Source organism: Bradyrhizobium sp. SZCCHNRI2009 (assembly GCF_032485115.1).
In the GTDB taxonomy this organism is placed as follows: Bacteria; Pseudomonadota; Alphaproteobacteria; order Rhizobiales; family Xanthobacteraceae; genus Bradyrhizobium.
In genome coordinates, this window is record NZ_JAUEUH010000003.1 from 131,337 (window position 1) to 154,291 (window position 22,955).

General features: G+C 65.7%; 22 protein-coding genes. 7 read left to right on the forward strand and 15 right to left on the reverse strand.

Going from position 1 to position 22,955, the window contains the following annotated elements:
• Nucleotides 1-88: 88 nt before the first annotated feature.
• The 4 genes from QX041_RS12515 to QX041_RS12530 all read left to right on the forward strand — a co-directional run bounded on the left by QX041_RS12515 (nucleotide 89) and on the right by QX041_RS12530 (nucleotide 4,754).
• Nucleotides 89-1,504: a D-alanyl-D-alanine carboxypeptidase family protein gene (locus tag QX041_RS12515; RefSeq protein WP_316165533.1), complete on the forward strand. Its 1,416-nt coding sequence runs from the start codon at nucleotides 89-91 to the stop codon at nucleotides 1,502-1,504.
• A 191-nt stretch (nucleotides 1,505-1,695) separates the two neighbouring features.
• Nucleotides 1,696-3,387, forward strand: a complete 1,692-nt coding sequence (locus QX041_RS12520; RefSeq protein WP_316165534.1) for a long-chain fatty acid--CoA ligase — start codon at nucleotides 1,696-1,698, stop codon at nucleotides 3,385-3,387.
• A 144-nt stretch (nucleotides 3,388-3,531) separates the two neighbouring features.
• Complete coding sequence (locus QX041_RS12525) at nucleotides 3,532-4,017, forward strand: peroxiredoxin (protein ID WP_315716297.1); 486 nt, start codon at nucleotides 3,532-3,534, stop codon at nucleotides 4,015-4,017.
• Between the two features lie 263 nt (nucleotides 4,018-4,280).
• On the forward strand, nucleotides 4,281-4,754 hold the full coding sequence (locus tag QX041_RS12530; RefSeq protein WP_315826555.1) for a YcxB family protein: 474 nt from the start codon (nucleotides 4,281-4,283) through the stop codon (nucleotides 4,752-4,754).
• Nucleotides 4,755-4,877: 123 nt separating this feature from the next.
• On the opposite strand, the gene rnhA is transcribed toward QX041_RS12530, so the two are convergent.
• The 3 genes from rnhA to ispH all read right to left on the reverse strand — a co-directional run bounded on the left by rnhA (nucleotide 4,878) and on the right by ispH (nucleotide 7,429).
• On the reverse strand, nucleotides 4,878-5,342 hold the full coding sequence (gene rnhA, locus QX041_RS12535; RefSeq protein WP_316165535.1) for a ribonuclease HI: 465 nt from the start codon (nucleotides 5,340-5,342) through the stop codon (nucleotides 4,878-4,880).
• Entirely contained in the window at nucleotides 5,339-6,313 is a 975-nt protein-coding gene (locus tag QX041_RS12540) for a homoserine kinase (RefSeq protein WP_316165536.1), read from the reverse strand. Before QX041_RS12540 ends, rnhA begins: the two co-directional genes overlap by 4 nt.
• 147 nt (nucleotides 6,314-6,460) lie before the next feature.
• Nucleotides 6,461-7,429, reverse strand: coding sequence for a 4-hydroxy-3-methylbut-2-enyl diphosphate reductase (gene ispH / locus QX041_RS12545; protein ID WP_315716301.1), 969 nt, complete (start codon nucleotides 7,427-7,429; stop codon nucleotides 6,461-6,463).
• A 267-nt stretch (nucleotides 7,430-7,696) separates the two neighbouring features.
• Between ispH and QX041_RS12550 the strand changes: the two genes are divergently transcribed.
• Nucleotides 7,697-8,392, forward strand: a complete 696-nt coding sequence (locus QX041_RS12550) for a DUF1013 domain-containing protein (RefSeq protein ID WP_315716303.1) — start codon at nucleotides 7,697-7,699, stop codon at nucleotides 8,390-8,392.
• A 286-nt stretch (nucleotides 8,393-8,678) separates the two neighbouring features.
• Here QX041_RS12550 and QX041_RS12555 read toward each other — a convergent pair whose 3' ends face one another.
• The 5 genes from QX041_RS12555 to QX041_RS12575 all read right to left on the reverse strand — a co-directional run bounded on the left by QX041_RS12555 (nucleotide 8,679) and on the right by QX041_RS12575 (nucleotide 14,226).
• The gene (locus QX041_RS12555; protein WP_315751420.1) at nucleotides 8,679-9,410 is read right to left on the reverse strand and encodes an OmpW family protein; all 732 of its coding nucleotides are present in this window, start codon (nucleotides 9,408-9,410) and stop codon (nucleotides 8,679-8,681) included.
• A gap of 183 nt (nucleotides 9,411-9,593) precedes the next feature.
• A complete protein-coding gene (locus QX041_RS12560; RefSeq protein ID WP_315716305.1) occupies nucleotides 9,594-9,866 on the reverse strand; it encodes a hypothetical protein in 273 nt (90 codons plus the stop codon).
• Between the two features lie 98 nt (nucleotides 9,867-9,964).
• Entirely contained in the window at nucleotides 9,965-11,869 is a 1,905-nt protein-coding gene (locus QX041_RS12565) for a propionyl-CoA synthetase (protein ID WP_315716306.1), read from the reverse strand.
• A gap of 123 nt (nucleotides 11,870-11,992) precedes the next feature.
• Nucleotides 11,993-13,375: a tetratricopeptide repeat protein gene (locus tag QX041_RS12570; RefSeq protein WP_410051869.1), complete on the reverse strand. Its 1,383-nt coding sequence runs from the start codon at nucleotides 13,373-13,375 to the stop codon at nucleotides 11,993-11,995.
• Nucleotides 13,376-13,476: 101 nt separating this feature from the next.
• On the reverse strand, nucleotides 13,477-14,226 hold the full coding sequence (locus QX041_RS12575) for a tetratricopeptide repeat protein (protein ID WP_315716460.1): 750 nt from the start codon (nucleotides 14,224-14,226) through the stop codon (nucleotides 13,477-13,479).
• 325 nt (nucleotides 14,227-14,551) lie between these two features.
• Here QX041_RS12575 and QX041_RS12580 point away from each other — a divergent pair, with 325 nt between their 5' ends.
• Nucleotides 14,552-15,322: a hypothetical protein gene (locus QX041_RS12580; RefSeq protein ID WP_315716308.1), complete on the forward strand. Its 771-nt coding sequence runs from the start codon at nucleotides 14,552-14,554 to the stop codon at nucleotides 15,320-15,322.
• A gap of 147 nt (nucleotides 15,323-15,469) precedes the next feature.
• Here the strand turns inward: QX041_RS12580 and QX041_RS12585 are convergent, their stop codons facing one another.
• The 5 genes from QX041_RS12585 to QX041_RS12605 form a co-directional block, all read right to left on the reverse strand.
• Nucleotides 15,470-16,270: an SDR family oxidoreductase gene (locus QX041_RS12585; RefSeq protein ID WP_315716309.1), complete on the reverse strand. Its 801-nt coding sequence runs from the start codon at nucleotides 16,268-16,270 to the stop codon at nucleotides 15,470-15,472.
• A gap of 23 nt (nucleotides 16,271-16,293) precedes the next feature.
• Nucleotides 16,294-16,668 (reverse strand): DUF1850 domain-containing protein, encoded by a 375-nt coding sequence (locus QX041_RS12590; protein ID WP_315751414.1) that lies wholly within the window; start codon nucleotides 16,666-16,668, stop codon nucleotides 16,294-16,296.
• Complete coding sequence (locus QX041_RS12595) at nucleotides 16,665-18,758, reverse strand: TRAP transporter permease (RefSeq protein ID WP_315826740.1); 2,094 nt, start codon at nucleotides 18,756-18,758, stop codon at nucleotides 16,665-16,667. The genes QX041_RS12590 and QX041_RS12595 overlap by 4 nt, the downstream gene beginning before the upstream one ends.
• A 156-nt stretch (nucleotides 18,759-18,914) precedes the next feature.
• Nucleotides 18,915-19,877, reverse strand: a complete 963-nt coding sequence (locus tag QX041_RS12600) for a TAXI family TRAP transporter solute-binding subunit (protein ID WP_315716311.1) — start codon at nucleotides 19,875-19,877, stop codon at nucleotides 18,915-18,917.
• 208 nt (nucleotides 19,878-20,085) lie between these two features.
• Nucleotides 20,086-20,562: a hypothetical protein gene (locus tag QX041_RS12605; protein ID WP_315716312.1), complete on the reverse strand. Its 477-nt coding sequence runs from the start codon at nucleotides 20,560-20,562 to the stop codon at nucleotides 20,086-20,088.
• Nucleotides 20,563-20,735: 173 nt separating this feature from the next.
• Between QX041_RS12605 and QX041_RS12610 the strand changes: the two genes are divergently transcribed.
• Nucleotides 20,736-21,038 carry a hypothetical protein gene (locus tag QX041_RS12610; protein WP_315716313.1) on the forward strand — a complete coding sequence of 101 codons (303 nt, stop codon included), beginning with the start codon at nucleotides 20,736-20,738 and terminating at the stop codon, nucleotides 21,036-21,038.
• An 18-nt stretch (nucleotides 21,039-21,056) separates the two neighbouring features.
• On the opposite strand, the gene QX041_RS12615 is transcribed toward QX041_RS12610, so the two are convergent.
• Together QX041_RS12615 and QX041_RS12620 are read right to left on the reverse strand one after the other, a co-directional pair.
• Nucleotides 21,057-22,238 (reverse strand): hypothetical protein, encoded by a 1,182-nt coding sequence (locus QX041_RS12615; protein ID WP_316165807.1) that lies wholly within the window; start codon nucleotides 22,236-22,238, stop codon nucleotides 21,057-21,059.
• A gap of 25 nt (nucleotides 22,239-22,263) precedes the next feature.
• Complete coding sequence (locus QX041_RS12620) at nucleotides 22,264-22,893, reverse strand: CoA pyrophosphatase (protein ID WP_315751410.1); 630 nt, start codon at nucleotides 22,891-22,893, stop codon at nucleotides 22,264-22,266.
• Nucleotides 22,894-22,955: the final 62 nt, after the last annotated feature.

Sequence of the window (22,955 nt, forward strand, 5' to 3'; positions counted from 1 at the left end):
CAAAGCGGCGCCGGACACGCTTGAAACCCGAAAGCCCGCTTGCCCACCTCGCCGCGCGAGGCGGGTCTCAAAGGACCGGACCAGACCAGTGCAGACGCTTCGCCTGTTGTTCCGCTACGCCCCGATCAAGATCATCGCTCTCGCTGCCGCTCTCGTGCTCGCGCCGCGCTGGGCCCATGCCGAGGCGCTGCTGCTCGTCGAAGCCGACACCGGCAAGGTGCTGGAGGCGCAGAACGCGACCTATCCGTGGTACCCTGCATCGGTCACCAAGCTGATGACGGCCTATGTCACCTTGAAGGCGGTCAAGGACGGCAGGATCACGCTCGACACGCTGTTCACGGTCTCACCGACCGCGGCATCACAGTCGCCGTCGAAGATGGGCTATCGGCCCGGCACGCAGGTCACCGTCGACAACGCACTGAAGATGATGCTGGTGAAGTCCGCCAATGACATGGCGGTGGTCTTGGCCGAGGGCGTCGGCGGCTCCATCGACGGCTTCTCGGCGATGATGAACGACACCGCCCGCAAGCTCGGCATGACGCAGACCAGCTACGTGAATCCGAACGGACTGCCTGCCGACGGCCAGATCACCTCGGCGCGTGATCTCGCGATCCTGGCGCGCGCCATCATCCGCGATCTTCCGGAGTACGAATATTTCGTCCACATCCCGTCGATCCGCTACGGCCGCCGCGTGGTGCAGAACTTCAACAAGCTGATCGGGCGCTATCCCGGCGCCGACGGTTTCAAGACCGGCTTCATCTGCGCCTCCGGCTACAATCTCGTGGCGTCGGCGACCCGCAACGGCAAGCGCCTGATCGCGGTGGTGCTCGGCGCCTCCTCGGGACAGATGCGCGCCGTGCGCGCGATCCAGATGCTGGACCGCGGCTTCAACGGCAACCAGCTGAGCTGGCTGAAGTCGCCGCTGGGCACGGTCGATCAGCTGGCCCCCGTCGACGCGACGCCGCCCAACCTGCGCGACGACATGTGCAACGGCCGCCGCCACCGACCAGCCAGCGACGACGACGAGGACACCATTGCCGGTGCGGACGGCGAAGCGACCGGCGGCACCCTGCTCGCCGGCCTGCAGACGCCGACCATGAAGCCGTCCGAGCTGCTGGCGGCGGCGCCCGCCCCGTCCGAGCCGGTGCTGGTCTACACCGGCCCGACGCGCACCGGCGCGGCGCTGATCGCCGCCGTCGCCGCCGATGCCGACGCGCAGACCGCGACCAAGCACCGCGGCAAGAAGGCGCATGCCGCCGCCCGGAAGGACGCCAAGGCGGCGACCCGGACCGCCGCCAAGACCGATGCGGATGCGAAGGCCGCTGCGAAGCCGCAGGCCAAGCCGGCTGAGGCCAAGCCGGGCGCGGCCCGCCACGTCGCCGCCAAGCACGAAGCCGGCGGAAAAACGGCGGAAAAAACCGGCTCCGACGCGCCCAAGCCCGCCAAACCCAAGGCTGCCGCAAAGCCGAAGACGGACGGCAAGCCCGCGCCGAAGGACGGCTGATCCCGCGCGGCGCATACGGCGGTAGCCAGCAATTGGCACGGGCCCTCGGCCCGGACCGCCCGTCCCTCCCCTTTCGTCGCCGCGCCGGCCGCTTGCCTTGAACGGCCGGAAATTCGATATTGGCGCCGCCGGCCCGAGCGAGGCCGGCGGCTGCCGATAGACGAACAAGAGACGATGAGAGAGGAAGGATCATGGAGCGCATCTGGCTCAAGCACTATCCGGCCGGCGTTCCCGCCGATATCGATCCGGGCAAATACCCGTCGCTCGTCGACCTGCTGGAAGAGAGCTTCAAGAAATTCGCCGATCGCCGCGCCTTCATCTGCATGGACAAGGCGATCAGCTATCGCGAGCTCGACGACATGTCGGTCGCGATGGGCGCCTATCTGCAGGGCCTGGGGCTGGCCAAGGGCGCGCGCGTCGCGCTGATGATGCCGAACGTGCTGCAATATCCGATCGCGATCTCCGCGGTGCTGCGCGCGGGCTACGCGGTCGTCAACGTCAACCCGCTCTACACGCCGCGCGAGCTCGAGCACCAGCTCAAGGATTCCGGCGCCGAGGCGATCATCGTGCTGGAGAACTTTGCCCACACGGTGCAGCAGGTGGTCGGCCACACCCAGGTCAAGCACATCGTCGTCGCCAGCATGGGCGACCTGCTCGGCTTCAAGGGCGTGATCGTCAACCTCGTCGTCCGCCGCCTGAAGAAGATGGTGCCGGCGTTCTCGCTGCCGGGCGCGGTCCCCTTCAACGATGCGCTCGCCGCCGGACGCGGCAAGCGCTTCCAGAAGCCCACCATCGGTCCGGACGACGTCGCCTTCCTGCAATATACCGGCGGCACCACCGGCGTCTCCAAGGGCGCCACGCTGCTCCACCGCAACGTCGTCGCCAACGTGCTGCAGAACGATGCGTGGCTGCAGCCGGTGATGGACAAGCCGCCGCACGTCGATCAGCTGCTGATCGTCTGCGCGCTGCCGCTCTACCACATCTTCGCGCTGACCTGCTGCTTCCTGCTCGCGGTGCGCGCGGGCGGCGCCAATCTCTTGATCCCCAATCCGCGCGACATCCCCGGCTTCATCAAGGAGCTCATGAAGTATCAGGTCACCACCTTCCCGGCCGTCAACACGCTCTACAACGGCCTGCTGCATCATCCTGACTTCCGCAAGATCGATTTCTCCAAGCTGAAGGTCTCCAACGGTGGCGGCATGGCCGTGCAGCGCCCGGTGGCCGAGCAGTGGAAGCAGGTGACGGGCTGCAGCATCGCCGAAGGCTACGGCCTGTCGGAGACCGCACCGGTGCTGACATGCAACGTGCCGACCTCGACGGAATTCACCGGCACCATCGGCCTGCCGCTGCCATCGACCTGGCTCTCGATCCGCGACGACGACGGCAACGAAGTGCCGCTGGGACAACCCGGCGAGATCTGCGCCAAGGGCCCGCAGGTGATGGCAGGCTACTGGAATCGTCCCGACGAGACCGCCAAGGTGATGACGGCGGACGGCTTCTTCCGCACCGGAGACGTCGGCGTCATGGCCGCGGACGGATCGGTCAAGATCGTGGACCGCAAGAAGGACATGATCCTGGTTTCCGGCTTCAACGTCTATCCGAACGAGGTCGAAGAGGTCATCGCGACCCATCCGGGCGTGCTGGAGACCGCCGTGATCGGGCTGCCGGACGAGAAGACCGGCGAGGTCGTCAAGGCGTTCGTGGTGAAGAAGGACCCCAACCTCACGTCCGAGGACATCATCAAGCACTGCCACGAGCAGCTCACGAACTACAAGGTGCCGAAGCAGATCGAGTTCAGGACCGAGCTGCCGAAGACCAATGTCGGCAAGATCCTGCGCCGCGAGCTGCGCGACGAGAAGAAGAAGCCGGCAGCAGCGGCCTGAGTCCATTGGCGCCGCAAGCCCCGGCGCGCGATGAGGGACGTGCGATGACGGATACGTGATCACGGCGGGCCGTTGCCGTTTCCGGCCCGCCGAATAGTGTAGCGCGCACCGCGCAAGACACATCCAGGGGAAGGAGTAACTCGAATGACCATCCAGGTTGGCGACAAGCTGCCGCAGGCCCAATTCCGCGTCATGACCGGCGAAGGCCCGCAGGTCAAAACCACCGACGACATCTTCAAGGGCAAGAAGGTCGCGCTGTTCGCGGTGCCCGGCGCCTACACCGGCACGTGCCACAAGATGCATCTGCCCAGCATCTTCCTCAATGCCTATGCGTTGAAGGACAAGGGCGTCGACACCATCGCGATCGTCTCGGTCAACGACGCCTTCGTCATGAACGCCTGGAAGCGCGACACCGACCAGCGCGACGAGGCCGTGTTCCTGGCCGACGGCAATGCCGAGTTCACCAAGGCGATCGGCATGGAGCTCGACGCCTCCGGCGCCGGCCTCGGCATCCGCTCCAAGCGCTATTCGATGCTGGTCGAGGACGGCGTGGTCAAGAAGCTGAACCTCGAAGCCGCGCCGGGCAAGGTCGAGGTCTCCGGCGGCGATACGCTGCTCGGGCAGCTGTAAAGCCGCGCCGGCCTCCGATACGAGGCACACCGCCTCCCGACTCACCAGTGTCATTCCCCGCGAAAGCGGGGAATCCAGTAAGCCTCGGCCTATCGCCAGAACACGACGGCCGGTGAGTGCTGGATCGCCCGGTCAAGCCGGGCGATGACGGTTGAATAATAAGACTAACGGGTGGGATTGAGCGCCGGTGCAGCTCATCGACGATATCACCGACGAACATCTGCGCCAGCCCGCCCCGCCTCTCGCCAGCGTCGAAAGTTCAGATGGCCGTCACGCTGAAATACGCCAGTACTCGGGCTGAGGTCTGGGATTGGTATTGGCGCGCCTGGCGCAAGAAACTCTGGGTGCTGCACGCATATTCCGCTCTTTTCTTCATTGCGCTCGCACTCATTTGGGATGGCCATTGGCCACCGCATGATTACGCAAAACTGCTTTATGGCCTGCTTGCCGCTGGCGTTTTCGTGGCGTTTCTCGTCGCTTTCCCACAGCTGATGTTCAAGCCGCAGCACCGAGAGCTCACAGCCAGCGAAGATGGCCTCTACACCAAGATCGGCAACAAGAGCCGTGCATGGAGCTGGAGAGAGATATCCACGATCGAAGAGACGCCTGAGCTAGTCACAATCACCGGGAAGAACGGAAATGCCCTCTTGATTCCGCGCCGAGCATTCGACTCGGAGGAACATAAGCGGCTCTTCGCAGCGGCAGTTGAGACCTGGCATCGGCGCGGTGCAAATTAGGGGCCGCCCTGATTCATATCCAGTACGCCGATTGAACACGACCGGTGGTGAGTACTGGATCGCCCGGTCTCGAGCCGGGCGACGAAAGTCGAGTGTGGGGCGATGATTCGGTTAACCAACCCGTCAGCCCCGCACGTTCTTCTGCATCCTGGCCATAGCCACGCCGTCGCGAGCGAGCTGATCGGCGCGCTCGTTTTCGGCGTGCCCGGCGTGGCCCTTGACCCAGTGCCAGTTGACCTTGTGCGGCTTCAGCGCCGCGTCGAGCCGCTGCCACAGCTCGGCGTTCTTGACCGGCTTCTTGTCGGCGGTCTTCCAGCCGTTGCGCTTCCAGCCGTGGATCCATCCGGTGATGCCCTGCCGGACATATTGGCTGTCAGTGTAGAGCTCGACCTGACACGACTTCTTCAGCGCCTCCAGCGCCGAGATCGCGGCCATCAGCTCCATGCGGTTGTTGGTCGTGTGTGGCTCGCCGCCCTTGAGCTCTTTTTCGTTGTCGCCGAAGCGCAGGATCGCGCCCCAGCCGCCCGGCCCCGGATTCCCCGAGCAGGCGCCGTCGGTGTAGATGCTGACGACCGGATGCTCGCTCACGCCAATGCTCCGCCGATGCCGTAGTCGCGCACGCTGGTCACCGCCTGGTGGAAGCGCAGCTTGCGGACATATTCGAGCGGGTCCTTGGGCCTGACCAGCGCCCCCGCCGGCACGTTGAGCCAGTCCACCAGCCGCGTCAGCAGGAAGCGGATCGCGGCGCCGCGCGCCAGCAGCGGCAGCGCCTCCAGCTCGGCGTCCGACAGCGGCCGGACGCGGCCATAGGCGTTGAAGAAGGCGCGCGCCTTGGTGACGTTCAGCGAATGATCGGCCTCGAAGCACCAGGCGTTGAGGCAGATCGCGACGTCATACGCCAGAATGTCGTTGCAGGAGAACGGGAAGTCGATCAGCCCCGAGAGCTTGTCGCCGAGGAAGAACACGTTGTCCGGGAACAGGTCGGCGTGGATGACGCCTTCCGGCAGATGCGTCGGCCAGGAGCGCCCGAGATGATCGAGCTCGGCGGAGAGCAGCGCGGAGAGGCCGGCCTGCACCGTGTCGGCGCGGTCGGCGGCCTGCGCGAACAACGACCGCCAGCCGGCGACCGAGAGCGGATTCTTGCGCACCAGCGGGAAGTCGCGTCCGGCCAGATGCATCTGCGCCAGCGCCGCGCCGACGCCGGCGCAGTGGGTGACGTTCGGCTTGCGCGGCCACATGCCTTCCAGGAAGTTGATGATCGCCGCGGGCCGGCCGGACAGGCTCGAATACACCGCCCCGTCGCGGTTGCGGGCGGGCTGCGGACAGCTCACGCCGCGCTCGGCGAGGTGGGCCATCAGGCCCAGAAAATACGGCAGGTCATCCACCGCCACGCGCTTCTCGTACAGCGTGAGGATGAAGGAGCCCTTGGTGGTGTGGAGCAGGAAGTTGGAGTTTTCGACCCCTTCGGCGATGCCCTTGTAAGAGAGCAGCTCGCCGATGTCGTAGGTCTTGATGAAATCCGCAAGCTCGTCGGCGGCGACGTCGGTATAGACCGCCATGCGCTATCCCAGTTATCGAAGTTCGCCTGCCCCCGCCTCTCCGATGCGAACTTCGTCACCGAACAGGCCCGTAGCGCCCTTCATCGCGCATGCGGGCGCCGCGTTCAAGGCCGAGAGGCCGCCGAGGGCGGAAAAGAACCGGCCGACTTACTCGGCTGCCGCTTCCGGCCGGAGCGAGCGCGGCAGCGGGAAGAATTCGTTCTCTTCCGCCGCAGAGACCGTCTCGACATGGAGCACGTAGCGCTCGGCAAAGGCGCCCATGATCTCCTCGACGATCACCTCCGGCGCCGAGGCGCCGGCTGTGATGCCGAGGCTCTTGATGCCCTCGAAGCGCGCCCAGTCGATGTCCGAGGCGCGCTGCGCCAGCACGGCAATCGGGCAGCCCTCGCGCTCGGCGACCTCGCGCAGGCGCTGCGAGTTCGACGAGTTCGGCGCACCGACCACGATCAGCGCATCGACCACCGGGGCCACCTTCTTGACCGCCAGCTGGCGGTTGGTGGTGGCGTAACAGATGTCTTCCTTGTGCGGGCCCGAGATGTTCGGGAAACGGCCCTTGAGGATCGCGACGATATCCTTGGTGTCGTCGATCGACAGCGTGGTCTGGGTGACGAAAGCGAGGTTGTTGGGGTCTTTCGGGGTGAAGGTCGCCGCGTCCTCGGCGGTCTCGATCAGCGTCACGGCGCCGGCCGGAAGCTGGCCGACGGTGCCGACCACCTCCGGATGGTGCGAATGGCCGATCAGCAGGATCTCGCGGCCGCGCTTGAAGTGGATCGCCGCCTCGCGGTGGACCTTGGTCACCAGCGGGCAGGTCGCGTCCAGGGAGAAGAAGTTGCGCGCCTGGGCCTCGGCCGGAACCGATTTCGGCACGCCATGGGCCGAGAACACCACCGGTGCATTGGTACTGTCGGGAATCTCCGCCAGTTCCTCGACGAAGATGGCGCCCTTGGTCTTCAGGCTGTCGACGACGTATTTGTTGTGCACGATCTCGTGTCGGACATAGACCGGGGCGCCATAGATGGCGAGCGCCCGTTCCACGGTGTCGATGGCGCGCACCACGCCGGCGCAGAAGCCGCGCGGCGAGCAAAGCACGATTTTGAGGTCTGGTTTGGCTGCCATGGGGCTGGTCTGAGCTGATCTATGCGGGCTGGTTTCGGCGACCACGGACCCCCGGGCCGGCAAGCGGGGGCGGTCGATACGCGAAGAACTTGGGTCTGACACTCGTTTGGGTAGGACTTGGGACTGCTTTCGAGCGCTGTCAAGGCCGTTTTCTCCAGGCCATTGCGCCCTGCCCCCGGGACGGCTTATATAGGGCCAATTCCCGTCATCGCCGATGACCGCAGGTTTCGCCTCCAGGGCCGGGGCGGAGCACAAAGGAGATTTGCCATGAGCAACGCCCCGCTGATGCCGAAGGCAACTGCCGTGTGGCTGGTCGACAATACCGCCTTGACCTTCGACCAGGTCGCCGATTTCACCAAGATGCACCCGCTGGAGGTGCGCGCCATTGCCGACGGGGACGCCGCCCAGGGCATCAAGGGCATGGATCCGATCTCGACCGGGCAGCTCACCCGCGAGGAGATCGAGAAGGCCGAGCGCGACCCGAATTACCGGCTCCGGCTGCAGGAGAGCAAGGTGGTGCTGCCGCCGCAGCCCAAGCGCAAGGGCCCCCGCTACACCCCGGTGTCGCGCCGCCACGAGCGCCCGAGCGCCATTCTCTGGCTGGTGCGGAACCATCCCGAGCTCAAGGACGCCCAGATCATGCGCCTGGTCGGCACCACCAAGACCACGATCGCGAGCGTGCGCGACCGCACCCATTGGAACGCGCAGACGCTGACGCCGATGGATCCGGTGACGCTCGGCCTGTGCTCGCAGATCGAGCTCGACTTCGAGGTCCAGCGTGCCGCCAAGGAAAAGCCGCTCGACGCCAATTACAGCGGCGCCACCCTGCTCCCGGCCTCCGAGACCACGCGCAAGGACGAGTACGAGCCGGCGGGCCGCGACGAGGACGATCTCAACGTCGACGCCGTGTTCGCCAAGCTCAAGACCATCGGCGGCAAGAAGCAGGACGACGAGGAGGAGTAGGACGGGCACCTCCTGTCCTCGGGTCAATTCACGCGCGACTGCCCCACCATCGGTGTCGTCCCTGCGAACGCAGGGACCCATAACCACAGGATTGCGTGACGGCCCAAGCTGGCTGTAACTCAGCGCGTCTTTCCTCACTCCCGCTGCGGCGTATGGGTCCCGGCTCAAGGCCGGGACGACACCTGTTTTACAGGCCCGAGCCCGAGCTTCGCGACCCGCAAACAGTCCAAAAAAAATGGCGCCGGGAATGCCGGCGCCATGACAGTCTTGGGAGGAACTGAAAAAATCAGAACTTGTAGGTGACGCCGACGCCGACCAGCCACGGATCGATGTTGGCGCGGCCGGTGACCGGAATTGCGCCGTTGACGGTCGCCGAGTAGTTCGGCTGCAGCCACAGCTTCTTGACGTCGACGTTCAGGCCCCAGTGCCTGTCGAGCATGTAGTCGAAGCCGAACTGGACCGCGGCGCCCCACTGGTTGGAGATGTGCAGGTTGGTGACGGCAAGACCGTTCCACACCTGGTTCGCGGCGCTCTGGTTGAAGAAGACCGTGTAGTTCACACCCGCGCCGACATACGGCTTGAACGCGCCGAAATCGGTGAAGTGATACTGCAGCGTCAGCGTCGGCGGCAGCAGCCAGGCCTTGCCCATGTTGAGACCGTCGAGCGAGCCGGTGCCGCCGATGGAATGCCGGGTGACGCCGAGGATCAGCTCGGCCGCGATGTTCTTGGTGAAGAAGTAGCTGATGTCGAGCTCGGGCACGACCGAGTTGGAGATCGACAGGCCGGAGTTCGGCGACGACAGCGCCGGCACGCCGGTCACGTTCACGGTGGAGCCGCCAGCATCCGGCAGCACGCCGAGCGCGCGCACACGAAGCATCCACGGATTCCACGCCTCGACCACCGGCGCCTTGGTGTAGACCGGCGCCGCCTGCAGGTCGGCCGCTTGCGCCGAGCCCATGGCTCCGCAGATCGCCGCCAGCACCAGCAGCGACGACGAGAGTTTCAACATCCTGTTCATCGAGATCCCCATAGCCACCCTTGAGCAACATCTGCGCGGGCACGGCCGCGCCTTGCGGTCACAGATGTGGCAGGGACGCCATGGAGTTGGATTTGATCTCAATCAATCGGCATTGTTGCAGCGCCGATGTCACGCAACTGTTGCATCGAAGTCACGCGCCATGAGAGGCGCTTGCACTGGCGCTCAGGGCCGGTCGGGGTGGTTCATCATGTATTCGCCGAGATCGCGCTGCCGGCGGTCGGCACGTGCCTCGGCGCGCTGCCGCTGCACGTCGCGGTCCTTGCGGCAGGCGACATATTCGGCGGAGCCCGGCGCGACCTTGCCACCGGCCTGACAGACCGCATCATCGTCGTCATTGCCGAGCGCCACCGCCGGACCCTGGTTGCGGGAGGCGCAGGCCGAGAGCGAAAATACGGCCATCAGCACCAGGGCCAGGCGGGCGGAGGTCTGTCGCATCGAACGTTCCATTCTCGTCAATCGGGCTGGTCTGACGCCGTTGCTTGACGAGAATGGGCGCCCGGGTCAAGCCCGGGTCACTTTTCAGCGGCGTCGTGTCAGACGCGGCTCTTCAGCGCCTCGCCGATTTCCTCGAGCACCTTGGGATCCTCGATCGTGGCCGGCATGCTCCATTGCTCGCCGTCGGCGATCTTCTTGATCGTGCCGCGCAGGATCTTGCCGGAGCGCGTCTTCGGCAACCGGCCGACGGTGATGGCGAGCTTGAACGCAGCGACCGGTCCGAGCTTGTCGCGTACCAGCGCCACGATCTCCTTTTCGATCTGCGACGGGCTGCGCGAGACACCGGCCTTGAGCACGATGAAGCCGCACGGCACCTCGCCCTTGATCGCATCCTTGATGCCGAGCACGGCGCATTCCGCGACGTCGGGATGCGAGGCCAATATCTCTTCCATGCCGCCGGTCGACAGCCTGTGGCCGGCGACATTGATGATGTCGTCGGTGCGGCCCATCACGAAGACATAGCCGTCCTCATCCTTGTAGCCGGCGTCTGAGGTCTTGTAGTAGCCGGGGAATTCGCTGAGATAGGATTCCTTGAAGCGGTCCTCCTGCTGCCACAGGGTCGGCAGGCAGCCGGGCGGCATTGGCAGCTTGATCACGATCGAGCCCATGGTGTTGGCGGGCACCGGCTTGGCGGCCTCGTCGACGATGTCGACCTGGTAGCCCGGCATCGGCACCGTCGGCGAGCCGTGCTTCACGGGCAACAGGCCAAGGCCGACCGGATTGCCGGCGATGCACCAGCCGGTCTCGGTCTGCCACCAATGATCGATCACCGGCACCTTCAATTGCTGCTCGGCCCATTCCACCGTCGGCGGATCGGCGCGCTCGCCGGCCAGGAACAGGGTGCGGAAATGCGATAGATCGTATTTGCGCAAGAAAGTACCTTCCGGATCCTCCTTGCGGATGGCGCGGAATGCCGTGGGCGCGGTAAACAGAGCGACCGCCTTATGATCGCTGATGACGCGCCAGAACGCGCCGGCATCGGGCGTTCCGACCGGCTTGCCCTCGTACATCACCGAGGTCGCGCCATGGATCAGCGGGCCGTAGATGATGTAGCTGTGGCCAACCACCCAGCCGATGTCGGAGGCGCACCACCAGACCTCACCCGGCTTGATGCCGTAGAGATTCTCCATCGACCATTTCAGCGCGACGAGGTGCCCGCCATTGTCCCGCACCACGCCCTTCGGCTTGCCGGTCGTGCCGGAGGTATAGAGGATGTAGAGCGGATCGGTCGCCAGCACCGGCACGCACGGCGCCAGCTTGCCATTGGCGAGCGCAGATTTGCGCAGCGCCGCCCAGTCGTAATCGCGGCCGGGCTTCAGCTCGCAGACATGCTCGGGACGCTGCAGGACGATGCAGGCCTTGGGCCTGTTGTCGGCGAGCTCGATCGCCTGATCGAGCAGAGGCTTGTATTGCACGATGCGGCCGGGCTCGATGCCGCAGCTCGCCGACAGCACGAGCTTGGGCGTGGCGTCGTCGATGCGGGTCGCGAGCTCCTTGGCCGCGAAGCCGCCGAACACCACCGAATGCACCGCGCCGATGCGCGCGCAGGCCAGCATCGCGACCATCGCCTCGGGCACCATGGGCATATACAGGATGACGCGGTCGCCCTTGCCGACGCCGAAATCCTGCATGATCGCGGCGAGCGTCTGCACCTCCTTCAGCATCTCGGCATAGGTGAGCTTCGTGACCGAGCTGGCGAGCGGCGAATCGTGGATCAGCGCCAGTTGATCGCCGCGGCCGGCGGCGACGTGGCGGTCGAGCGCGTTGTAGCAGGTATTGACGACGGCCCCCGCAAACCAGCGGCCGTAGGCGCCCATCGCGGGATCGAAGATGGTCTTGGCCGGCTCGATCCAGTCGATCGCGCGGGCGGCCTCGGCCCAGAACCCTTCCGGGTCCTGCAGCGACCGTGCATGGACCTCGTGATAGCGGCTCGCAGCGCTCATGACGTTTCCCCAAGATCTGTGTTTATTCCCGAGTATTGTCACGGGACAAAGCGACAGTTCAAGCCGTCATGAATTGATCCAGATCAGGCAGGCCCGGACGTCCGCGCCATTTTCCGGGCCGGATCAATGCGCTCCATCGCGGAGGGTATCCAGGCGACGCTGCAGGGCTAGACGAAGGTCGTAGCCGGGCTTGCCGAACCGGGCATTGCGCTCCGCGATGAAGTCACGCTGCGTTCCGCGCAGCTCGGCAGCGGCGCGGCCGCGGGAGGACTTCAAGCGCCGGGCATAGCTTTCGGAAATGCCGAGATCGAGCACCGAGAGCTGCGGGTCGGCGCAGATGACCTTCTCGACCTCGCGCGCGGCCGTGGCGCAATCGAACGACGGACCGCTTCGCTCTGACGGCGCGTTCAACGGACGCGGCGGCTCGGCGCCGAACTTCTTGATCTCGGCCAGCATGACGCGCCGGCCGGCGATGGCATTGTCGTTGCCGGGATCCAGCCGCAGCGCGGCCTCGTAGTCGGCCAGCGCCTTGGCGCGCTCGCCCATCTTCTTGTACAGCACCGCCCGGTTGTTGTAGGCGAGCGCGAAATTCGGATCGAGCCGCAGCGCGGCGTCGTAGTCGCTGAGCGCCGCGCCGAGCTCGCCCTTGAACTGATGGGAATCGCCGCGGTTGGTGAAGAAATTTGCCCGCTGCTCCATCCTGATCGCCTGATCATAATCGGCGATCGCCTTGTCGTACTCCTTCATGGCGGCGTAGGTGAGGCCACGATTGTCGTAATATTCCGACACCTTCGGATCGCGCCGGATCGCCTCATCGTCATCGGCCAGCGCCTTGTCCATCTGGCCGAGCTTCTTGTAGGCCGCGGCACGGTTGGTGAATGTGCGCGGCCGTTTCGGGTCGAGCCGGATCGCCTCGTCATAGTCGCGCACGGCCTTCTCGTTGTCGCCGCGCAGGTAGAAGGCGACGCCGCGGTCGGCAAAGGCCTGCGCGTAGTCGGGCTTCAGCCGGATCGCCTGGTCGTAGTCGGCCAGAGCGCGATCAAGACGGCGCTGCTCGGTATAGACAACGCCACGCAGCTCATAGGCTTCGGCGTCATTCGGATCGAGCGAGATCGCCATGCTCAGATCGGCCGCCGCCCTGCCGGCATCGCCACCGGCTTCGCGCATCAGGTCGCCACGCAGCCGATAGGCGCGCGCATTCTTGCCGTCGAGCGCGATGGCACGGTCGAGGTCCTTCAGGGCCTGGGTCAGGCCGCCCGAGATACGCGCACGGGCATCGGCGCGGGCAACCAAGGCGATGGATTGATCCTTCGGCGAACTCGATGCCTGCTCGATTGCGGTCGAGCAGGCGGTGATGAGCTCGGACGGGGGCGCCTTGCTGCCCAAAGCGCATTCGAGGTCCGCGGCGAATGCAGGCTGGGCCCCGAGGCCAAGGACAAGACCGGCTGCAAGACCCAGCGCGAGGTAGGATGAGCAGGATGAAATCGAACGAATGAAAGCGTGCATCGGCATGGACTCGGCTCGAATTTCGACTGTTGCGGGTGAGACGCTGATCTCCCCCGTTGTCGTCTCCGGCCGGAACCCGGTTCAAGCGGCCACGCCGATGGTTAATAGCCGTCGACGCCGTTCAGCCGCCGCAGGCGGTCCTCCATCGCCTTCTTGAGATCGTAGCCGGGCTTGCCAAAGCCGGCGTTGCGCCGCGCGATGAACGCGTCCTGCTCGCGCTGCAGGGCGCGGGCTGCGGCGGGGCCGGCCGCCTCGCGAACGACGCGGGCCTGCGCGCCGTCGATCTCGCGATCGAGATTGGCGAGCTCCGGATCGGCGCAGATCGCCTTCTCCACGGCGCGACGCGCCGTGGCGCAATTGAAGCTCGGCCGCCCCGCGACGGCCATCTGCGCGCCCAGGCGCTCGAGCTCCACAGCGAGTGCGTGGTAGTTGCTGCGGGCGCTGGCGTGATCCGGATTGAGCCGCAGCGCCGCGGCGAAATCGGCCAGCGCCTTCGGACGGTCGCCCTTCTTGCGATGCAGTTCGCCGCGCGCGTTGAAGATGCTGGCGAGGGTCGGGTCGAGCTGCAAGGTCACGCCGTAATCGGCGATGGCGCGATCGATCTCACCCCTGGTGATGAAGATCGAGGCGCGCGCGATCAGTGCGTTGATGCGATCGACCCTCGCGGCCTTGGGATTGTCGATCACGGCGCCGCATTCGGTGAGCACCTTGTCGCCATCGTGCGCCTCCGAGGCCGCGATGCAGGCACCGGCATCCACCGCCGGCTCCTTGCCGGGCTCGGCCGCGCCGACCGCATGGGCCTGGGTCGAGACCAGCCATCCGAGCGTGACCAGCGCGGCCAGGCGCAGCACCCCATCCCGGCGATCGGCAGCAGCCCACGAGGAGACGGATGCGGTCAAGGCAGATGGCTCTCTCAGGTCGTGGGCGATCCGGCACGGCGCGCGGGGGGCGCAATCGCCGCCGCGGCACTTCAACTATACAGCGGCAGCAGCGGTGCGACAGTCCCTTTCCGGGAGAAGGCGACCTTTGCGAACGGGGGCTCGCGAGTGGATTGCGGCCTCGACTGAAATGCGCGTGATCGTGCCGCGCATTCCCCTCAAGATGTTGTGGATGCGCACCCCGGCGACGTCCTCGGTCGCCATTTGAACCTGTTGCGGTCCCCGCAGACACAACCGCATGACTATTCTGACCGACAATTCGCGCGCACGCGGCGTCGTTGCGTCCCCTGCGCGCTATTTCTATTTCAACATGGCTCTGGCCTGCATGGCCATTGCGATCATCGGCTTCGCACCGACCTACTGGCTGCCACTGGCCCGCCGCTCATTCTCCGGCGCGCCCGTGATTCATTTCCATGGCTTCCTGTTCTTCGCCTGGACTCTGTATTTCGCGCTGCAGAGCTGGCTTGCCGCATCCGGACGCACGGCGCGGCACCGCTCGCTCGGCATCTTCGGCGTATCGCTCGCCACGGCGATGACGATCTTTGGCTTCCTCGTTGCCATCGAGGCGATGAAGCGCTCCGCGGCGATGGGTCAGGCCAACGAGGGCATCGCCTTTGCCATCGTGCCCCTCAGCGGCATCGCCTTCTTCGCCGTGGTCTTTGCGCTCGCGGTTGTCCATCTGCGCCGGCCGGAAACGCACAAGCGGCTGATGCTGCTCGCCGGCATCTCGCTGCTCGACGCCGCCGTGGCGCGCTGGTTCCTGACATTCCTGGCGCCGCCCGGCCCGCTCGGCCCGCCGCCGGTGTTCGTGACGATCCCACCGGCCTTCGTCGCCTACCTGCTGCTCGTCGTCGCGATCGTCCACGACCGCCGCACGTTCGGACGCGTCCACCGGGTCTACGTCTATGGCGGGCTGGCGCTGATCGCCGTGAAGCTCCTGAACTGGCCGATCAGCATGACCTCGACGTGGCATGCGATTGCAGGCGGCATGCTGGCGATGGCGCAATAGCCGCAGCGCTGATCTCTCCTGTAACACACGTCATTGCGAGGAGCCGAAGGCGACGAAGCAATCCAGGGCTTCCTGGAGACTTCCGCCTTCGCTCTTCGAGCGACGGCGGACACATCGCGTTGCTCGCAATGACGCGCGCGGCGAGACCTAACTCCGGCAGGTCAGCCCGCCATCCACCACCAGCATGGTGCCGGTGACATAGCGCGACTCGTCGGAGGCGAGGAACAAGGCGGCATTGGCGACGTCGAAGGCGTCGCCCATGTGCCCCATCGGCACCTGCGCATCACGCTTGCGCCACATCTCCTCGACATCGCCCTTGGCGTAGCTCGCGGCCAGCCCCGCTGAGTGCTCGACCATCGGCGTCTTCATGAGCCCGGGCAGGATCGCATTGACGCGGACGTGCTTCGGCGCGAACTCGACCGCGGTCGTGCGCGTCATCTGGTTCATCGCCGCCTTGCTGGCGCCATAGCTGACATAGGAGATGCCGACCTGGCGGATCGAGGCGACAGAAGAGATGTTGATGATGGAGCCGCCGCCCTGCCCGATCATCACCGGAATGACGTGCTTCATGGCGAGATAGGCGCTCTTGAGGTTGACCGCGAACACGCGATCCCACTCGGCCTCCTCGACATCGACGACGCTGCCCATCTCGGCGATGCCGACATTGTTGTCGAGCACGTCGATACGGCCATAGGCGGCAACGCAAGCCTTCACCATCGCCTCGACCTCGACGGCCTTCGAGACGTCGGCGGTGAACGCCTCGGCCTGCCCGCCTTCGCCTGAAATGATCGAGGCGGTCTCCGCGGCGGCGTCCTTGTTGCGGTCGACGCAGAACACCTTGGCGCCCTGCCGCGCAAAGGTCACGGCCGTGGCCTTGCCGTTGCCCCAGCCCGGCCCGATCGAGCCCGCACCGACCACCAGCGCCACCTTGCCCCTGAGACGATCCATCGTGTTCTCCCGTCGCTTATTCGTTATTCGGTACAGGCGCTCATCGTGATGGTCGCTGCGCCGATGTCATGGCCGAAGATGTCCGACAGCGTCCGGCATTGCCCGTCCGCGCAGATGCGCCACTCGCCGGCCGCGCCGGAATTGGCGAGCACGATCCGCGACAGCGGCCCCCGCTGGGTCTGCCACTGGAACCAGCCGTCGACCAGCCGCGCCTCCGGCGGCGGCTCCATGCCCGCGCCGGAGCCCTTGACGCGCGCCTGCACCAGTTCGAGACCGTCAGACGTGACGCGCCAGTCCTCCTGCCACGCGGTCCTCTCGACCGAGTGGGTCCAGGCCAAGGTGAAGCCGGCGAGGGTCAGCGCCTTCACCACACCTGATGAGGCGAGGCAGAGGCTCAAGCGGACGCCGCCACGGCAGCCGGCGGCCGCTGCCGCCACTGCCACGCCACGATCACCACCGCCAGGGCAAATCCCAGCACGTCACTGTAGGGAAATTCGCCGAGTAGGCAGACGGACGCGACAAACGCCAGCAGGCGCTCGACCAGGGTCATGCGCACGTACAGGAAGCCGATCGCCACCATGCCGAACAGGCCGATCGAGATCAGCGCCTTGACGGAAGCATACGCCACCGCGCCGATGAAGCCGAGTTGCGTCTCCATCGGGTCACCCGGCTGCAGCATCAGCGCGGGCGAGTAGACGAACAGGAACGGAATGACGTAGCCGGCGAGCGCGATCCGCATCGCCTCCCAGCCGATCTTGTCGGGATTCTCCTTGGCGATCGGGGCGGCCGCCAGCGCGGCCAGCGCGACCGGCGGCGAAAGGTCGGCCATGATGCCGTAGTAGAACGCGAACATGTGGCTCGCGATCAGGGGCACGCCCAGCTTGGCGAGCGCGGGGGCCGCCAGTGCCGCGGTGATGATGTAGGTCGGGATGGTCGGGATGCCGGTGCCGAGCAGGATCGACAGCAGCATGGTCATGATCAGCGCCGCGAACAGGCTGGTCTTGCCGAGGCCGATCACCCAGCTTCCGAAGATCGAGCCGACGCCGGTCTGCGTCATCATGCCGATGATGACGCCGACGATCGCGCAGGCCATGCCGACGGTCAGCGCCGACTTCGCACTTTCAGCCAGGGAATCGCGGCAGGCGTGCAAGGTGCCCATTCCGCCGCGCACGAAGCCGGTGATGACGATGAGCGCAACGACGACGGAGGCGACGGGAATGATCTGCAGGCCGTTGCGCGACAGCGCGCCGACGACGAGCGCGAGCCCGATCCAGAAGACGTAGCGCAGCACCTGGTTGGAGAAGCCCATGGTGATCGAGGTGCCCAGGATCAGCGCCACCGTCAGCGCGAGTCCCATCGAGCCCGCATACAGCGGCGTGAAACCCTCGAACAGCATGTAGACCAGCGCGGCGAGCGGCAGCACGAGATACCAGCGCGCCACCAGCGCCTTCCAGGCGCTCGGGATCTCCGACGGCTTCATGCCGGTCAGGCCGTGCTTGCCGGCCTCCAGATGCACCATCCAGAACGCCGAGGCGAAATAGAGAATGGCTGGAATGACCGCCGCCTTGACGATCACCGAGTAGTCGACGCCCAGGGTTTCGGCCATGATGAAGGCGACCGCGCCCATCACGGGCGGCATGATCTGTCCGCCCATCGACGCGGTGGCTTCGACGCCGGCCGCAAAGGCGCGGCGGTAGCCGAACCGGATCATCAGCGGAATCGTGAACTGGCCGACAGTGACGACATTGGCGACGCCCGAGCCGGAGATCGTGCCCATCATGCCGGAGGCGAACACCGCGACCTTGGCAGGACCGCCGCGGGTGCGACCGAACAGGCCGAGCGAGACGTCGGTGAACAGCTGGATCATGCCGGCATGCTCGAGGAACGAGCCGAACAGGATGAACAGGAAGATGTAGGTCGCCGAGACGTAGATCGGCACGCCGTAGAAGCCCTCGGTGCCGAAGGAGAGGTGTGTAATCACCTGATCGAAATCATAGCCGCGATGGTTGAGCGGCGCCGGCAGATACTGGCCGAAGAACCAGTACAACAGGCAGGCGCCGCACATCAGCGGCAGCGCGAGCCCCATCAGCCGGCGCGTGCCCTCGAAGATCAGTACCGCCAGCAGGGTTCCGACCACGAGATCGGTGCGCGTCGGATCGCCGTCGCGCGCGATCAGGTCGGCATAGAAAATCCACTGATAGAGGCCGCACAGGAAGCCGATGGCGCCGATGGTCCAGCCCGCGATGCGCCCGGCGTCGGTCCTGGCGGTGAAGTTGCCGATCAGGCCGAAGGTCAGCAGCAGTAGGAAGCCGACATGGACGCCGCGCACGACCTGGCTCGGCAGATAGTTGAAGGCGGCGACGTAGAGCTGGAATATCGCAAAGGCGAGCCCGATGCCGTAGGCGAGATAGCCCCAGCGGCCGGGGCCGAAGCCTTCCGGAAAGCCGTGCTCGAAATTGTCGAACTCGACCTTGACCGGCGTTTCCATGTTCACGGCTTCGATCGTCATGATCCCCCCAACGCGCCCATCAGGCGCTGCTGACCATGGCCGCAATCACCTGAACGACAAGACTGCGCGGAATGTTTCCCACGCAGCCGGTTGCGAATGATCCGGCCTACAAGGCAGGCCGGGCGAGCAGCGTCCTTATTTCAGGATGCCCTTTTCCTTGTAGTAGCGGATCGCGCCGGGGTGCAGCGGCACCGGGCTGTCCTGCGCCGCCGTCTCCAGCTTGATCTCCTTGCCGGCGGCGTGCGCATTGGCGAGCTCCGGCAGCGACTCGAAGATCAGCTTGGTCATCTGATAGGCGAGATCGTCGGATACCGCCGAGCTGGTGACGAGATAGTTGATCACGGCCGCGGTCGGCACGTCCTTGTCCTGGCCGGTATAGGTGTTGGCCGGGATGGTCGCCGCGACGAACGGGGGCCCGATCTTGTCGACGACCTCCTTCGGCACCGACACCACGGTGATCGGCGACGAGGTCGACAGATCCTTCAACGATGCGACGCCAAGGCCAGCCGACTGCAAGGTGGCGCCGAGCTGCCGGTTCTTCATCAGGTCGACCGATTCGGCGAACGGCAGATACTCCACCTTGCCGAGATCCTTGTAGCTCATGCCGGCGGCGGCGAGGATCGCGCGCGAGTTGAGCTCGGTGCCGGACTTCGGCGCGCCGACCGACAGACTCTTGCCCTTGAGATCCGCCAGCGTCTTGATGCCGGACTCGGCCGTCGCGACGATCTGGATGTAGTTCGGATAGATCGCGCCGATCGTGCGCAGCTTGTCCAGCTTGGTCTTGAAACCGGCCTCCTCCTCGCCGTTCCAGGCGGCCTTCAAAGAGTCGCCGAGCGCGAAGGCGAGCTCGCCGCGGCCCTGCTGCAGCAGGATCAGGTTCTCGACGGAGGCCTTGGTCGCCTGCACCTGGGTTTTCACATTGGGGATCTTGTCGCCGTAGATCTTCCCGATCGCGACACCGAGCGGATAGTAGACGCCCGACGTGCCGCCGGTGAGCACGTTGATGAAGCTCTGGGCCTGCGCCGCTGGCGCCGCGAGCAGACAGGCGGCTGCCAGAATGAAACCGGTTGCAGTGCCAGAGATTTTCGAGAAGCGCATGGATCCTCCCATTGATTTTGCCGCAAATTGGACGGCTGCGGGCGCGGGGTCAACCCATCCGAAAGACTGGCGCACCAGCCTCTCCCGCTCCCACGGCGCGAGGCCGGGACCGATGCGCCCCGCGTTCAATCTTACATTGACAGCACCACCAGCTTGAACCGCAGGTGCAGCCCAGAGGAGCGGGCCGCCTCGCTCGCAAGGCCGCCGGTCACTGGAACGTCATGTCGAGGCACTTGGAGATGTCCGAGCCGAGCCCGGACGAGATCGTCATGCAGCCGCGCACCTTCTGCTGGGTCGTATCCGCCACCCAGATCGAATAGCCGCCATTGCCGAAGAAGGAATTGGTGTTCGCCGGCTCGGTCTCGGTGGCGTCGAACTCATATTTGGAATCGGTGTCGAACACGCGCGGCTTCCTGGTGCAGCCGCCGTCGGTCTGGACGTTGATGACTTCCTTGTTGTCCCGGGTCAGCGACAGTGAGACCTGGCAGCGGAAATATTCCGAGGTCTTCACGTTGAAGAGGTAGGCGTAGGACTTGCAGACGGCCGTATTGAGCTTGCCGGCGGAGAGACCGCGGCTGCAGGCGATGCGCTGGTTGTTGGACAGCTTGAAGTCGTCGGCCCGGGCGGATGCCAACGTCACCAGCGACAACGCCGCAACCCAACCGATCTTCGTGACAAGGCTCATCCGAATCATCCCCAAATTGTTTTCTTGGCCTATGTTTCTAAACCACGCTGCAGGATAATCGCGAGATCGGCGAATGGAAAATCCGCCCAACGATCACTGCACTGCGACGGGGCGACGTTGACGTCGCGTCAGCGTTCGTGATTTGTTCGAGACGACATCGATTGGAGGAGGACATGAAGAGCTTGGTTCTGAAAGCCCTGATCGCCCTCGGTGCGCTGGGTGCACTGACCAGCGCGGTGCGCGCGGCACCACCGGAGCCGTGGGAGCTGAAGCCCGACATGGGCTACGCCTATGGCAAGGATGGCCGGACGCTCGCCTACAAGATGGGCACCAAGAACGCCGACATGCTGCTCAAGGGCGCCAAGAAGGTACCGAAGGGCACGCTGTTCTTCGTCGGCCAGAACGGTCAGCTCTACATGCGGACGGCCCCCTATCTCGACGGCGACGGCAGCTTCTCGTTCGGCGCGGATGAGTAAAGGCGAGCGAGCGCAGCCTCAGAACGCGGCCGCCAGTTCCTTGGCGCCGGGCAGGCTGCTGAGCGAGTCCATCCTGGAATCCGTCACTGCAAGCAGCTTCGCCACGGTGTTGTGGCGAACGGCGACCGGATTGCGCTCGTAGCCGCCGCGCTGGAAGAAGTTGGCGGTCGGAACCTGATCGCGCATCTCGAGCGGCATCGTCACCATGTCGAAGCCCGTGCCGTCACCGGTGAGATTCATCATCTCGAGCTCGGCGGCCGAAAGCGGCCTCATGTAGCCCTTGGCGCGCGCGAACAGCACCGAGGTCAAGAGCTTGTGGGTCTGCAGCATCGGCCCGACGTCGATGTCGAGCACCATCGCATGCATGGCCCAGCCTTGCGGCGTGTTGCCGATCTTCTCATGCGCCGACCAGTCGTCCGGCACGGAGCGCGCAATCGCGACCATCTTCTTCAGGACCGCGAGTTTGTGCTCCATCGCGCCGCGTGCCGGGCCGGACGTCCGAGCCACGCGTTCGCCGAGCAGGCGGATGAACAGCGGCCCCTGCTCGGCCAGCAGCTCGACGCTGTTGGTGGTCAAGAGCTGATTGTAGCCGATCGCGGTCGAGATCGCGCGGTTGCCCTTGAAGCCCGATTGCGAGTCGTGCTTGCCGTTGCCGCCGGTCTCGAAGGCATAGACGCGCACCGCCTGCTCGCGCGTCAGTCCCGACGCCGCGGCGAAGCGCGCATAGGCGCGTTTGAAATCGATGTCGTTGGCAGGGCGCTGCGGCGACCATTGGAAATGCTCCTGTGCCGCCTTCACGAGGTCGGCGACCACGGGGATGTACTTGCGCTCGCGCGGCTCGCCCTCAGGTTCCGGCTCGGGGTTCACCGGCCGCTTCGGCCCGGTGTAGACCGGCGGCTGCTCCAGCACATAGTCGTCGAGCCCAATCGGCTGGCGGTCGCGACGCTTGGCGTTGCGGATGCGGCGCTTATCCGAGATCGCCTTCCAATAGGCGCCCGCCTCCTGGTCAAACACCGCACGCGCCTGCTGATATTCGGCGAGCCTGCGTTGGTACTCCGCGATCGCGGCGGGCGAGGCCATCTGGGCCAAGGCATCGCGCGGAGCTGCGACTGGCGCGGGTTCCCCGGCCAGCAATGGCGGTGCGCCCGCGACCGCGCAGGCGACAATCAGGACAAGCGTGCGAATCGGCTGATGAAGCATGCCGCCCTTGTAGCCGAAACGGCGGCTACTTCCAGGCAAACACCGGCTGTTCCAGCTCATGCACCCGGGTGTCGCGGCCGGACAGCACCTCGCGGAACTGATAGATCAGCGCTGCGGTGGGCGCGTGAATGAGGCCCTCGCGGGCGTGAAAGCGGATCACGCGCCGCGTGCTCTCTGGGATCACGGTGAAGTCGAACGCGTCGTCCGCCGTGATCGCATCCAGGCCGATCCGGTGCACCGAGGAGACCTCGTCCGGATTCGGTCGCAGCGTGCGGCCATCGCCCGCCCATACCACGACCGGGGTAATCAGATAGCCCGACCGTGTCGGGTAGTCGTCGAGCAGGCCCAGCACCGCGTCCGGCGCCAGGATCAGCCCGAGCTCCTCTGCGAGCTCGCGCAGGGCGGCCTCGACCGTCGTTTCGCCGGCGTCGCAGCGTCCGCCCGGCAGCGCCCATTGCCCGCCATGGCTGCGCAGCCCTGCGGCACGCAGAGTGAGCAGCAGCGCCGTGTTGCCGGTCTCGTGGTGGGGGGCCAGCGCGATCACCACCGCCGCGCGCTTCAGCGAGGCCGCCGCCGCAGTCGCCTCCAACCGCACGAAGCCCGCGCAGCAGCTTGCGATTTTCCGCCTGGTGGCATCGTCGAACGGCATCGGCATGCAGCTTGACTACACCAGGCCGGCGACAGATGAAACGACCTCCAGGCCGGCTCGGGCCACAA